Source organism: Stenotrophomonas sp. RIT-551, from assembly GCF_026241915.1.
In the GTDB taxonomy this organism is placed as follows: Bacteria; Pseudomonadota; Gammaproteobacteria; order Xanthomonadales; family Xanthomonadaceae; genus Stenotrophomonas; species Stenotrophomonas bentonitica_A.
Genome location: NZ_JAPJIU010000001.1, coordinates 356689 through 369833 on the forward strand (window position 1 = coordinate 356689; position 13145 = coordinate 369833).

At 67.1% G+C, this 13145-nt stretch carries 15 protein-coding genes; 5 read left to right on the plus strand and 10 right to left on the minus strand.

Annotation, left to right across the window (positions count from 1 at the left end; translation table 11 throughout):
* Positions 1-419 precede the first annotated feature (419 nt).
* The 3 genes from rpoH (at position 420) to ORK51_RS01460 (ending at position 2153) form a co-directional block, all read left to right on the plus strand.
* The gene (gene rpoH / locus ORK51_RS01450) at positions 420-1295 is read left to right on the plus strand and encodes an RNA polymerase sigma factor RpoH (RefSeq protein WP_019183519.1); all 876 of its coding nucleotides are present in this window, start codon (positions 420-422) and stop codon (positions 1293-1295) included.
* A gap of 152 nt (positions 1296-1447) precedes the next feature.
* Positions 1448-1837 carry a type II toxin-antitoxin system RelE/ParE family toxin gene (locus tag ORK51_RS01455; protein WP_083279815.1) on the plus strand — a complete coding sequence of 130 codons (390 nt, stop codon included), beginning with the start codon at positions 1448-1450 and terminating at the stop codon, positions 1835-1837.
* Positions 1821-2153 carry a helix-turn-helix domain-containing protein gene (locus tag ORK51_RS01460; RefSeq protein WP_019183521.1) on the plus strand — a complete coding sequence of 111 codons (333 nt, stop codon included), beginning with the start codon at positions 1821-1823 and terminating at the stop codon, positions 2151-2153. The genes ORK51_RS01455 and ORK51_RS01460 overlap by 17 nt, the downstream gene beginning before the upstream one ends.
* A 64-nt stretch (positions 2154-2217) precedes the next feature.
* Here the strand turns inward: ORK51_RS01460 and purD are convergent, their stop codons facing one another.
* The 6 genes from purD to prmA form a co-directional block, all read right to left on the minus strand.
* On the minus strand, positions 2218-3504 hold the full coding sequence (gene purD, locus ORK51_RS01465) for a phosphoribosylamine--glycine ligase (protein WP_261998070.1): 1287 nt from the start codon (positions 3502-3504) through the stop codon (positions 2218-2220).
* Positions 3505-3597: 93 nt separating this feature from the next.
* On the minus strand, positions 3598-4533 hold the full coding sequence (locus ORK51_RS01470; protein ID WP_261998069.1) for a hypothetical protein: 936 nt from the start codon (positions 4531-4533) through the stop codon (positions 3598-3600).
* A 17-nt stretch (positions 4534-4550) separates the two neighbouring features.
* A complete protein-coding gene (purH, locus tag ORK51_RS01475) occupies positions 4551-6134 on the minus strand; it encodes a bifunctional phosphoribosylaminoimidazolecarboxamide formyltransferase/IMP cyclohydrolase (RefSeq protein WP_266083607.1) in 1584 nt (527 codons plus the stop codon).
* A 175-nt stretch (positions 6135-6309) separates the two neighbouring features.
* Positions 6310-6585, minus strand: a complete 276-nt coding sequence (fis, locus tag ORK51_RS01480; protein ID WP_026069829.1) for a DNA-binding transcriptional regulator Fis — start codon at positions 6583-6585, stop codon at positions 6310-6312.
* 113 nt (positions 6586-6698) lie between these two features.
* The gene (locus tag ORK51_RS01485; protein ID WP_266083611.1) at positions 6699-7610 is read right to left on the minus strand and encodes a DUF3426 domain-containing protein; all 912 of its coding nucleotides are present in this window, start codon (positions 7608-7610) and stop codon (positions 6699-6701) included.
* Between the two features lie 30 nt (positions 7611-7640).
* Positions 7641-8561, minus strand: a complete 921-nt coding sequence (prmA, locus tag ORK51_RS01490) for a 50S ribosomal protein L11 methyltransferase (RefSeq protein ID WP_266083613.1) — start codon at positions 8559-8561, stop codon at positions 7641-7643.
* A 188-nt stretch (positions 8562-8749) separates the two neighbouring features.
* Between prmA and ORK51_RS01495 the strand changes: the two genes are divergently transcribed.
* Together ORK51_RS01495 and ORK51_RS01500 are read left to right on the plus strand one after the other, a co-directional pair.
* Entirely contained in the window at positions 8750-9712 is a 963-nt protein-coding gene (locus ORK51_RS01495; protein WP_019183528.1) for a hypothetical protein, read from the plus strand.
* Positions 9709-10083 (plus strand): hypothetical protein, encoded by a 375-nt coding sequence (locus ORK51_RS01500; protein WP_019183529.1) that lies wholly within the window; start codon positions 9709-9711, stop codon positions 10081-10083. Before ORK51_RS01495 ends, ORK51_RS01500 begins: the two co-directional genes overlap by 4 nt.
* Positions 10084-10255: 172 nt before the next feature.
* Here the strand turns inward: ORK51_RS01500 and accC are convergent, their stop codons facing one another.
* The 4 genes from accC to aroQ are packed head-to-tail and all read right to left on the minus strand — an operon-like array spanning position 10256 to position 13049.
* Entirely contained in the window at positions 10256-11623 is a 1368-nt protein-coding gene (gene accC, locus ORK51_RS01505; RefSeq protein ID WP_266083614.1) for an acetyl-CoA carboxylase biotin carboxylase subunit, read from the minus strand.
* 10 nt (positions 11624-11633) lie between these two features.
* Complete coding sequence (accB, locus tag ORK51_RS01510; protein ID WP_019183531.1) at positions 11634-12122, minus strand: acetyl-CoA carboxylase biotin carboxyl carrier protein; 489 nt, start codon at positions 12120-12122, stop codon at positions 11634-11636.
* 55 nt (positions 12123-12177) lie between these two features.
* Positions 12178-12600, minus strand: a complete 423-nt coding sequence (locus ORK51_RS01515) for a lysozyme inhibitor LprI family protein (protein WP_266083617.1) — start codon at positions 12598-12600, stop codon at positions 12178-12180.
* Positions 12600-13049 (minus strand): type II 3-dehydroquinate dehydratase, encoded by a 450-nt coding sequence (gene aroQ / locus ORK51_RS01520; RefSeq protein ID WP_070426075.1) that lies wholly within the window; start codon positions 13047-13049, stop codon positions 12600-12602. Before aroQ ends, ORK51_RS01515 begins: the two co-directional genes overlap by 1 nt.
* Between the last annotated feature and the right edge of the window lie 96 nt (positions 13050-13145).

Below are 13145 nucleotides of genomic sequence, written 5' to 3' on the forward strand. Positions count from 1 at the left end.
ATTACGGCTTCGGTGGGCTTGGGCCTGCCACGCATGGGGTGGATTACGGCTTCGGTGGGCTCGGGCCTGCCACGCATGGCGTGGCACTACCGGGGATCGCGGTGTTGGCGGTTGGCTTCGGTGGGTGGAGGGGGCGCCGGGGGTAGAGCCAGGCCATGCCTGGCTGAACTGCCGACAACCTTTCCGGCCTGAATGGGCGCTTCCGGCAGCCCGTTCAGCCAGAAAACACGCGCCAGCCCCCAATTCATCCCTCTATCTTGTTGATTTCATGGGAGTTGATGGGTTGTTTCCGGCCTCTCGCCACTGTCATCATTTCGCGGTACGTTAGACGTGCAATCTGTACCAGCATCCCATCAACAGAACGCTGGAACTTCTTTCCCCTTTAGCAGTCCAATTCCGGGACTGCTAAGATGAGTGCTATGAGCCAGAACACCTCTACTGCCCTTGTGGCAAACAATCTCCCGATTCCCAGTGCGCTCGGTTCGCTGGACGCCTACATCGGTGCCGTGCACCAGATCCCGGTGCTGTCGGTCGATGACGAGCAGGACCTGGCCCGCCGCTTCCGCGACGAGCTGGATCTGGACGCCGCGCGCGAGCTGGTCCATTCCCACCTGCGCTTCGTGGTGCACGTCGCCCGTGGCTACAACGGCTACGGCCTGGCGCTGGGCGACCTGATCCAGGAAGGCAACATCGGCCTGATGAAGGCCGTGAAGCGCTTCGACCCGGACATGGGCGTTCGCCTGGTGTCGTTCGCGGTGCATTGGATCCGTGCGGAAATGCACGAGTTCATCCTCAAGAACTGGCGCATCGTCAAGGTCGCCACGACCAAGGCGCAGCGCAAGCTGTTCTTCAACCTGCGCAAGTCCAAGACCCGCCTGGGCTGGATGAACGCGGCCGAGGTCAGCGCGGTGGCCAAGGACCTGAACGTGTCCGAGCGCGAAGTGCTCGAGATGGAGTCGCGCCTGTCGGGTCGCGATATCGGTTTCGATCTCTCCAGCGATGACGATGACGATCATGCACCGCCGTCGCCGGCTGCCTATCTGCGCGCCAACGAAGAAGATCCTTCGATGGCGTATGAGCGGATGGACAGTGAAGACAATCAGTTGCAGCTGCTGCGCGAAGGCATGGCCGAGCTGGATGCGCGTTCGCGCGACATCATCCGCCGTCGCTGGTTGGACGCGGACAGCAAGGTGACGCTGCAGGAGCTGGCCGATGAGTATGGCGTGTCCGCCGAACGCATCCGCCAGGTCGAAGCGAATGCCCTGAAGAAGATGAAGGCGCTGTTTACTGCGTGATGCAGTGACTGGCGTGGTCACGCGAAAAGGCCCGGCGTGATGCCGGGCCTTTTCTGTTCTGGCAGCGCTGCACCCGTGTTTGCCCACTGATCTTTCCGACAGCCGGGCACGCCACGTGCTGATGTTCACGCCGTACCACTCAGTGGCACGGTATGATCATGCAACGTGTCTTCCGCACCCGGAGCTTCAACCGCAGCCTGCGAAGGTCTGCGCTCACCGCCGAGGCCCTGTGCCGCGCGGTCGATGAGATGCGTCGAGGCCTGGTGGATGCTGACCTGGGCGGTGGCATCTTCAAGAAGCGGGTGCGGTTGCCTGGTCGTGGTAAGCGCGGGAGTGTCCGGACCATCATCGCGGCCCCGGTGGGCACCAGTTGGTTCTTCCTGTTTGGCTATGAGAAGAACGAGCGCGCGACAATCAGCGCTACGGAACAGGATGCGCTCCAGTTGTATGCCTCGGAATTTCTGGGAATGAGCTTGACACAGTTGGATCACGCCGTGAAATGCGGCGACCTGCAGGAGATCTGTCATGACAAAGACCTCTGAACGCGGGCGCGCGAAGAGCCGACTTCTGGAGGCCGTGCACGATGCTGCCGTGCACCTGCACGCGCATGGGGTCATCGATAGGCGTCGATTGAGCTGCTACGACGCCTTGTGCCTGGAGCCGGTGCCCGCATACAGCAGCGCCCAGATTCGTGCACTTCGCACGTCGCTTGCGCTCAGCCAGCCGGTATTCGCAGGCGTTCTCAACACCAGCGTTTCAACGGTGCGCAGTTGGGAGCAGGGCGACAAGAAGCCCAGTGGGCCATCGCTGAAACTGTTGAACCTGATCGACCGGAAAGGCCTCGACGCCGTCCTCTAGAACAACGGCCCGGCAATGCCGGGCCGTTGCGCTGTACGGCAGCCGTCGCTGCCCTTGACCCGCCTCAGCCCTGCTCGCGCGCGATCGCCCGCCAGCCGATATCACCGCGGTGGAACTCATGGGCCCAGTGGATGGCACCGACGCCGGCGTAGGCGTTGCGCTGTGCCTCGCCCACCGTGCCGCCCAGTGCAGCCACGCACAGCACGCGTCCGCCGGCACTGAGCACCTGGCCCTGCGCGTCCAGCGTGGTGCCGGCATGGAACACCTTGGCCGTCGCGGCGACAGCGTCCAGGCCGTGGATCACGTCACCGGTGATCGGCGTCTCCGGATACGGCGAGGCCGCCATCACCACGCCCAGCGACGGGCGCGGGTCCCACTGCGCCTCCACGGTATCCAGGCGCTCGTCGATCGCCGCTTCGACCAGATCCACCAGATCCGACTGCAGGCGCAGCATCACCGGCTGGGTTTCCGGATCGCCAAAGCGCACGTTGAATTCGATCACCTTCGGCGCGCCATTGGCATCGATCATCAGGCCGGCATAGAGGAAGCCGGTGAACGGAATGCCGTCGGCGAGCATGCCCTGCACGGTCGGGTTGACCACCTCGCGCATCACGCGCGCATGTACTTCATCGGTCACCACCGGGGCTGGCGAGTAGGCGCCCATGCCGCCGGTGTTGGGGCCGGTGTCGCCGTCGCCGACGCGCTTGTGGTCCTGCGAGGTCGCCATCGGCAGCGCGGTCCTGCCGTCCACCATCGAGATGAAGCTGGCTTCTTCGCCGTCCAGGAATTCTTCGATCACCACGCGGGCGCCGGCATCACCGAACGCATTGCCGGAGAGCATGTCGCGCACCGCGTCCTCGGCCTCGGCCAGCGTCATCGCCACGATCACGCCCTTGCCGGCGGCCAGGCCATCGGCCTTGACCACGATCGGGGCGCCCTTCTCGCGCAGGTAGGCCAGCGCCGGCTCGACCTCGGTGTGCACGGCGTAGAACGCGGTCGGGATCTTGTGGCGGGCCAGGAAGTCCTTCGCATACGCCTTGCTGCCTTCCAGCTGCGCGGCGGCGGCGGTGGGCCCGAAGATGCGGTGGCCGGCGGCGCGGAAGCGATCGACCACACCGGCCACCAGCGGCACTTCCGGGCCGACCACGGTCAGGCCGATGCCTTCGGTACCGACCAGTGCCAGCAGGCCGTCCAGGTCGTTGACCTTGACGTCCACGTTGCGGCACTTGGGTTCGGTCGCGGTGCCTGCATTGCCGGGGGCGACGATGACCTCGCGGACCTTCGCGGACTGGGCCAGCTTCCAGGCCAGGGCGTGTTCACGGCCGCCAGCGCCGATGACCAGGATCTTCAATGCAGTTCTCGCGTAAGAGGGCAGGAACGTGATTTTACGCGGTGCGGGCGGCGGGTGCATTCGGGCGGTCGGCTGCCGTGGCAACCCACGGCCTCAGCTGTCAGCGCAGCCGTCGCGCTGCAGGTCGTCCGGCACCGGATAGGCGCGCTGCCGCGCATCGAAGATGAGATGGTAGAACCCGGTCGCAGGTCCCGTGCAGTCGTGGCCGCTGGCACGCACCGTCAGCGGCCAGTAGCCCTCCACGGCGTTGCTGTCGCCCACGGTCGTGTTGAAGTCGACCGCGAACACGCCCTCGCCGCAGTCGGCCGGATTGCCGTCACAGCCGTGCAGGGCAAGGTTGTCGAGGTGATCGCGGTACCGGGCGACATCGCGCAGGCGATGGTTGTGTTCGGCGATGTAGCTGCGCCAGACGCGCCGATGGCCGCGCCGGTGTTCCTCATGGGTGATCTGGAACGCGCGGCGCTGCGGGCCGAGCTGCGCGATCTGGACCGTGCCGGGTGAACCGTGGCGCCCGTACTGCCCCTGCAGGCGCTGGGCCATGACCAGCAGCGGATCATCGGCGGGCAGCTGCGCGAAGAAGCCGCCCCGGTTGGTTCCTTCCTCGTCCGTACCCACGCGCAGCACGTACAGGTCGACCCGGCCCGGTTCGACCGTAGCGGCATCGTCCAGGGTCTGGCACACCGCCAGCAGAGTCTGTTCCTGGCCGTCGGCCGTGGCCGTGTCACGCGCACACACACGGCGGGTGACCGGGCGAAGTGCCTCCACCTCGGTGTCCTCCCACGCATCCTTCCACGGTGCATCCAGTGCGGCCTTGTCGCCATAGCGCAGGCGCAGGAAGGCCTGCAGGCGCTCGGTGTGATCGCCCCTGACGTGGATCGTGTCTTCTGGCTGCGCCGTGGTGTCGAGCACACGGTGCGGTTTGGCGGGCTCGGAAGACGCCCCCGGTTCACTGGCAGGCGTGCAGCCCAGCAGCCCCGCAGCAACGGCCATGACCACCGCTGCGAGGCGATTGCGGCGCGAGGACGACATCCGTGTCGATGCCACCATCAGTGACGGAAGTGACGGACGCCGGTGAACACCATCGCCAGGCCATGCTCGTCGGCGGCGGCGATCACTTCGTTGTCGCGCATCGAGCCACCCGGCTGGATCACCGCCTTGATGCCGGCGGCAGCGGCGGCATCGATGCCATCGCGGAACGGGAAGAACGCATCGGAGGCCATCACCGAGCCTTCCACCACCAGGTTCGCATCGGCGGCCTTGATGCCGGCGATGCGCGCCGAGTACACGCGGCTCATCTGGCCGGCGCCGACACCGATGGTGCGGTTGTCCTTGGCGTAGACGATCGCGTTGGACTTGACGAACTTGGCGACCTTCCAGGCGAACAGCAGATCGGCGAACTGCTTCTCGGTCGGCGCCAGCTTGCTCACCACGGTCAGTTCGTCGCGGCTCATGCCGCGGTTGTCGGCACTCTGCATCAGCAGGCCAGAACCAATCCGCTTGGTGTCGTAGTTGTTGAGGCCTTCGCCATGCGGAATGCGCAGCACGCGCACGTTGGCCTTTTTGGTCGCGTATTCCAGCGCGGCCGGCTCGTAATCCGGAGCGATCAGCACTTCAACGAACTGGCGGTCCAGGATCACCTTGGCGGTGGCCGCGTCCAGCGGCTGGTTGAAGGCGATGATGCCGCCGAAGGCACTGGTCGGGTCGGTCGCATAGGCCAGCTCGTAGGCATCGCCGTTGCCGGCGCCCACGGCCACGCCGCACGGGTTGGCGTGCTTGACGATCACGCAGGCCGGCACGTCGAACTGACGCACGCATTCCCACGCGGCATCGGCGTCGGCCAGGTTGTTGTAGCTCAGTTCCTTGCCCTGCAGCTGCTGGAAGGTGGCCAGCGTGCCCGGCACCGGGTACAGGTCGCGATAGAACGCGCCGCTCTGGTGCGGGTTCTCGCCGTAGCGCAGATCCATCACCTTCACGAAGTTCGAATTCATCTGGGCCGGGAACTCCGCGCGCACGGGCACGGCGGTGTCGGTGGTGGTCACGGCCGAGAGGTAGTTGCTGATCGCCGCGTCGTACTGGGCCACGCGGTTGAACGCGGCGACCGAGAAGGCGAAGCGCTTGGCGGCCGACAGCTTGCCGTCGTTGGCGTCCAGTTCGGCCAGCAGTTCGGCGTACTGCGACGGATCGGTCGCCACCGCCACGCGGGCGAAATTCTTCGCGGCCGAACGCAGCATCGCCGGGCCACCGATGTCGATGTTCTCCACGGCGTCTTCGAGGGTGCAGTCCGCCTTGGCGGTGACCGACTCGAACGGATACAGGTTCAGCACCAGCAGATCGATCGCGCCGATGCCGTGTTCGGCCATGACGGCGTCATCCAGCCCGGCGCGGCCGAGCAGGCCGCCGTGCACCATCGGGTGCAGGGTCTTGACCCGGCCATCCATCATTTCCGGGAAGCCGGTGACGTCGGCGACATCTTTCACTGCCAGGCCGGCCTCGCGGATCGCCTTGGCGGTCCCGCCGGTGGAGAGCAGCTCCACGTTGCGCGCGGCGAGGGCGCGGGCCAGGTCGATCAGACCGGTTTTGTCGGAAACGGACAGCAGGGCCCGGCGCACGGGCAGCAGATCGGAACTCATGGGGGCAGGAGATCGAAGCGGAGCGGGGCCATATTGTAGGCCAGTGGCGCTGGCATGGCCGCGTTGGTGGTCACCACGACGGCCGTTGGGCCCCTGAAACGACGAAGGCCGGTACCGAGGCGTGCTCGATCCGGCCTTCTTTCCCTCGGGCACGACGCGCGCGCCCGGCCCGGCATCAGGTGGTGATGCCGTATTCCTTCAGCTTCTTGCGCAGGGTGGCGCGGTGGATGCCGAGCATCGAAGCGGCGCGGCTCTGGTTGCCTTCGCAATGGTTGAGCACTTCCACGAACAGCGGGATCTCCATCTCGCGCAGCACGATCTCGTAGACATCGTCCGCATCGCAGCCATCCAGGTCCCGCAGGTAGCGCCTGACCGACTGGGCCACGTGTTCGCGCAGGGGTGGCTTGGGCGCGCCACGACTGTTGTCAGGACGAGAAAGGACAGCGTTCAAGGAGTTTCCCGGTGCAAGAGCCGGGGCGGACAACAGCCCACGGCGGAATGATGATGGGGTCAGTCTAGCGCGTGCGTCGGCCGCCTGCCACGCTCTGGCAGCCCGGCGGTGCCTCAGAGGAACTCAAAGGTGAATGCGACCGTAGACGCCGCAGGCTCCCGCACCCGGAAGGCGATCTGTGCGCTCTGGCCCGGTTCCAGCGTGGCGGCCGGGTCCGTCGCGCGATCCAGATAGTCGGCCGGCGCGAACACATTGGTGCCGATCACGCGGCCATCGGCATCGGACAGGGACAGCCGCAGCGACGGCCAGGCCTGGGCCCAGCGCGCATCGTTACGGATGCTCGCCTGCACCTGCAGCGCGCCGGCCACGCCGGCAACGGGGCGTACATCGCGGCTGAGCATGCTGAAAGCGGTCGGCTCGCGCCAGGCCGGCAAGGCGCAGCGCAGCACGCTGCACAGCCCGGCAATCCAGGGCCGCGTGCCGGCATCGGCAGCCAGCCGGGCGCGGTCGGCCACCGCGATCTGCACCAGCAGCAGCGCGGCCAGCCCGGCAACCATGCCCCACTGCCAGCGTGGCGTGCGCAGGCGCGCACCGGGCCGGCGCAGGAAACTCGGCGTGGTGATCGCGTCGGCTGGCGGCAGGGCAGCCGTGGCCGGGGTGGGTGCGTCCCCGCCCGGGGCGCGCCCGTCATCGGGCAGCGCTGTCGAAGGCGATGGCGCTGGCGCCTGCCCGACCGGCGCGGCTGCGGGCGCCGCGTCGGCGACGAACCGGTGTGCGGCATCAGCGTCGGAGTCGACCCCGATGCCAGGTGCCGGTGCGGACGGCTGCGGCGCATGCAACGGCTGTGCATCGATCACCTGTTCCACCGCCAGCGGCGCGATGCGATCGCCCACGGACGTCATCGACGGCGCAGGCGGCGTGTCATCGGGTGCGGCCGGACGATCCGCCGGTTCGGCCGGGGCCGGCGCGGACGGACGCAGGAACGTGGCAAGCGGGCGTCGCGGCGGCATCGGAGGCTCGGACATGGGCACGGGACCGGGCAGGGGACGGGCTATTCAAGCACGGCGGACGCCGGTGATGCGCATCCAGTCGCCATCCTGTGCCACGGCCAGCTGCTCGAAGGCCGGGGCATAGCGCTCCAGCAGTTCACCTTCCTGCCCGTGCAGGATGCCCGACAGCGCGATGCGACCGCCCGGGGCGACGCGCGCGGCCAGCACATCGGCCAGTGCATCCAGGGCCGAGGCGAGGATGTTCGCCACCACCACCGGGTACGTGGCCTGCGGTTCGTCCTCCGGCAGATAGACCTGCACCCGGTCCTGAAGACCATTGCGCTCTGCGTTGTCACCGGTGGCGATCACCGCCTGCGGGTCGTTGTCCACGCCCACCGCGCGGGTAGCCCCCAGCTTCAGCGCCGCCAGGGCGAGGATGCCCGAGCCGCAGCCGAAATCGAGCACGGTGTTGCCGGCCAGCGCGCCTTCGGTGGCCAGCCCGTCCAGCCAACGCAGGCACAGCGCGGTGGTGGGGTGGGTGCCCGAGCCGAACGCCAGGCCCGGGTCCAGGCGGACCACGGCGGCATCCTCGGCCTGCGCGGCCTCCGGCAGGTCGTGGTTCCACGGCACGATCCAGGTGCGGTCGCCGAAGGCCATCGGCTGGAACTGGTCGATCCAGGCGCGTTCCCAGTCTTCGTCGGCCACGGCGCGGAAGCTGGCATTGGCCCAGTCCAGGCCCGGATCGAAGGCGTCCAGCGCGGCCAGCAGGGCCAGCGCATTGGTGTCGCCCGGGAACAGCGCGGTCAGCACCAGGTCGTTCCACAGTGGCGTCTCGCCCACGCCCGGCTCCAGGATCGCGCGCTCGTTGCTGGTGTCGGCATCGGCATCGAGCAGGGTCACCGCCAGCGCGCCCACGTCGTCCAGCGCATTCTCATAGCGCGGCTGGGTGGCTTCGGTGCAGTGCAGGGTGAGTTCCAGGAAGGGCATGGGGGCAGGGGACCGGCGGAAAACCGTGCATGTTAGACCAGTGCGGGCCGATGGTCCCGACGGCCGCGCGGCGCGGGCGTCTCGCCGGCCGGTAAGATTGGCCTGACAGCCGGTTCAGACAGCCTCGCGGGCGCTTGCTAAACTTGGCGTTCTGCTGTCAACCGCTGACAGCCTGTGACGTCCTGCCCATGGCGCTCGTGCCGACCCTGAAAACCTGGTTGCTGGTCGTACCGGCCCTGGCGTTGCTGGGGGTGGTGGGCTATCGCGCGGGCGATCGGGTGCTGCACGCCGAACCGGCCACCTCGCAGGTGGATGGGCCGCAGGCCGGCGAGGCCACCAGCGCGGTTCCGGCCGAAGCGCGGCAACTGGCCCGGCGTCTGCTCGGCAGCGAGCGCGGCACCGCGGTGGCCTCGGGCCTTCCGCTGGACCTGCGCGCGGATATCGAAGGCGACACCGACCTGTTCGCCTACGCGCAGCGGCTGCAGTTCCAGGCCGCCAATGGCAACGCCGAGGCTGGGTGGATGGTGAGCCGGGTGTACGACTACTGCGCCATGTACGCGATGGACCCGGGCGGTTACCAGCTCGACAACACCCTGCTCACCGGCATGGGCATGAGCGCCTCGGCACCGATGGTCGCCGCGCGCGAGCGCGTGTCGCGCCGCTGCGCGGGCTTCGTCAGCAGCGATAATCTCGGCCGCCCGTTGATCCTGACCCAGCGTCTGGAGGCGGCCAAGGCCGGCAACCTGGCTGCGGAGGCGTCGCTGTTCGCCGAAGGTCACCCGCTGGAAACCGCCCCGGCCTATCGTCGCGGCCTGGTCGAGCGCGTGATGGATTCGCGCGATCCGGAAGCCTTCATGGCGCTCGCGCCAGGCATGGGTCAGCGCGCCAGCGGGGACAGCGCGATGAGCGGCCTGGTGGCCGGCGATCAGTTCAGCGAACTGGCCTGGCGGCTGGCGGCCTGCGAACTGGGCATGGCCTGCGGCCCGGACAGTGTGCTGATGAACAATTTCTGCGCGAACGGAGGGATCTGTTCGCAGAACGGTGGGCAGGACTTTGCCACTTTTGTGTATGACGCCGCGGTATCGCGGCAAGGTGCGGGGAAAATGAACGTGTTGGTCGAAGAGCTGGTCAAGCAGAGGAATGGGCGATGAATTACCGTCGAATCCTGCACGGTGCGAAATTCTGGTTCTGGGTCGCGTTGTTCGTCGCGTACTCGGCCGGAGCAGTGGGCCTGGTGATGATCGATACCTACGATGATCGTTACCGAAGCCTGTCCAAGGTGCAGTTGACCTCGGTCAAGGCCGATGCCGAAGTGCGTCGTGCCGGTGCCAGTCAGGTCGCTGCGGTGTATCGCGCGCAGAGTGGCATGCCGTTCGCTTCGTTGCCGACCGGCAGCACCTTCCAGGTGGTGTGGCCGGATGGTTCCACCGAGACGATGGTGATCGTCGATCCGACCTCGTCGCTGGGCGTGGAGCCGGTGAAGAATTCGCAGGTCACCGCGGCCGATACCGCCAAGCGGTAAGCACGCGCGGCATGGCCCCGCCCTGCGGGGCCGCAGCGTGCCTTCGCCATGGCTCGGGTCAACCAACCCCGGGTTGGCACCACCGGCATGCGGGCCATGGCAGCCCGGTTCGCGCAAACAAAAAGGCGGGGAAATCCCCGCCTTTCTGCTGTCCAGCGTCCCGAGCAGGCGATCAGGTCAACGCGATCGACTTGTTCTTGCGTTCGGCCAGGCGCTTTTCCAGGTAATGGATGTTCTGTCCACCGGCCTGGAAGCCCTTGTCGCGCATGATGCGCTGCTGCAGCGCGACGTTGGTCTTGATGCCGTCCACGACCAGTTCGCTCAGCGCCACGCGCATGCGCGCGATCGCGGTCTCGCGATCCGGGCCGTGCACGATCAGCTTGCCGATCATCGAGTCGTAGTTCGGCGGCACGCGGTAACCACTGTAGATGTGGGTATCCACGCGCACACCGGGGCCACCCGGCGGATGGAACGCGGTGATCTGGCCCGGGCTCGGCACGAAGGTTTCCGCGTCTTCGGCGTTGATGCGGCATTCGATCGCGTGGCCGGTCAGCACCACGTCGCTCTGCTTGATGCTCAGCTTCTGGCCGGCAGCGATGCGCAGCTGCTCGCAGACCAGGTCGATGCCGGTCACCATCTCCGTCACCGGATGCTCCACCTGCACGCGGGTGTTCATTTCGATGAAGTAGAAGCGGCCGTCTTCGAACAGGAACTCGAAGGTACCCGCGCCGCGGTAGCCGATACGGATGCAGGCTTCCACGCAGACCTTGCCGATCTCGTCGCGCAGTTCGGCGGTGATGCCCGGTGCCGGCGCTTCCTCCACCACTTTCTGGTGGCGGCGCTGCATGGAGCAGTCGCGTTCACCTAGGTGGACGGCGTTGCCCTGGCCGTCGGCAAGCACCTGGATCTCCACGTGGCGCGGATTCTCCAGGAACTTCTCCATGTAGACCTGATCGTTGCTGAAAGCGGCCTTGGCTTCGGACTTGGTGGTCTCGATCGCCGCCTTCAGCGAGGCCTCGGCATGCACCACGCGCATGCCACGACCGCCACCGCCACCGGAGGCCTTGATGATGACCGGGTAGCCGATCTCACGGGCGATCTTGGTGTTGGCCACGATGTCGTCGGTCAGCGGGCCGCCCGAGCCGGGCACGCACGGCACGCCGGCCGCCTTCATCGCGCGGATCGCTTCCACCTTGTCGCCCATCAGGCGGATGGTGTCGGCCTTGGGGCCGATGAAGATGAAACCGGATTCTTCCACGCGCTCGGCGAAGTCGGCGTTCTCCGAGAGGAAGCCGTACCCCGGGTGGATGGCCTGCGCGTCGGTGACTTCCGCCGCGGCGATCAGGGCCGGGATGTTGAGGTAGCTCTCCGAGGACGGTGCCGGACCGATGCAGACCGACTCGTCGGCCATGGCCACGTGCTTGAGGTTGCGGTCGACCGTGGAATGCACAGCCACCGTGCGGATGCCCAGGGTATGGCACGCGCGCAGGATGCGCAGCGCGATCTCCCCTCGGTTGGCAATAACGACTTTGTCGAGCATGGACTAATCCTTAGCCGATCACGAACAGCGGCTGGTCGAATTCGACCGGCTGGCCGTTTTCGCCCAGGATGGCGACGATGGTGCCGGAGACATCGGCTTCGATCGGGTTGAACATCTTCATCGCTTCGATGATCGCCAGCGTTTCACCGGCCTTGACGGCCTGGCCGACCGACACGAAGGCCGGCTTGTCCGGCGAGGACGAGGCGTAGAACGTGCCGACCATCGGCGCGCGCAGCACGTGGCCGTCCGGCAGGGCGTTGCCGGCCTTGGCGGTGCCACCGGTGGAGGCTTCGGTCGGCGACTGCATCGGCATCGCCGGGGCAGCGGCCTGGGCCGGTGCCGGGGCCATCATCATCTGCGGCTGGGCCTGGACCATGCCGTAGCCGGAGACGGGCGCGCGCGACAGGCGCACGGACTCTTCGCCTTCCTTGATTTCGATTTCGGCGAGGTTCGACTCTTCCAGCAGGTCGATCAGCTTCTTGATTTTGCGGAGATCCATAGGGGCCTCTGTGGTCTTGATGTCAGTGGAGAGGGGAAAGCGCGGTGCGCTCGGGTCAAAGCAGTTCGTAGAAATCGCGCAGCTGCCGCGTACGGTCGCGCGCGAGGGTGGTCAGGCAATGCATCTGCGCGCCATTGCGCGAAGTGCCATCGGCGTTGAGGGCGTAGACCGCGTCGCAGTCGTGGTCGCGCAGCTGCATCCACGCGCGCTGGGCCAGGACCAGCTGCTTCTCGGCATCGGCGCAGTGTGTGCAGGCGCCTTCGGCAGCCTGGCTGCGCAACTGCTGGCGCGCCTGGGCATACGCCGCGTTCAATTCGGTATCGGCCTCGCTGGCCACATCCGAGGCGCACAGGTCTGATTCCATGGTGCCGCTCGGCTGCGCGCAGTCGATGCCTTCCGCGCTGCGATCAGCGGCGATGGCGGCGCCACACAGGCAGCCCCACAGCACGATGCTGGCCAGGACCCGCGGCAGCGTCATCACGCCGAAGCGGCCGCCAGCCGGGTCAGCGCTGCATCCATCGCGTAGCGATAGCTGTCCGCACCGAACCCACAGATCACCCCGACCGCCTTGTCGCTGAAATAGCTGTGCTGGCGGAAGGGCTCGCGTGCATGCGGGTTGGACAGATGGATCTCGATGAAGGGCAGGTCCACCGCAGCCAGCGCATCGCGCAGGGCCACCGAGGTGTGGGTGAACGCCGCCGGGTTGATCAGGATGAAGGCGGTGCCGTCGTCCCGGGCGGCCTGCACGCGGTCCACCAGCACGTGCTCGGCGTTGGACTGCAGGCTCTCCAGGGCATGGCCGGCGGCCTGCGCCCGGGCCAGCAGGGCCTGGTCGATCTGCGCCAGCGTGGTGTGCCCATAGACCCCCGGCTCGCGCGTGCCGAGCAGGTTGAGGTTGGGGCCATGCAGGACCAGCAGTTTCGCCATGGGTGCCGAACAACAGGAAAGGGCGGAGTCTGGCGGAACTGGTGGATCGTGTCCAGTTCGGCGAAGTTACGCGTGTTTCAAGCGGTTGTTTGAAAT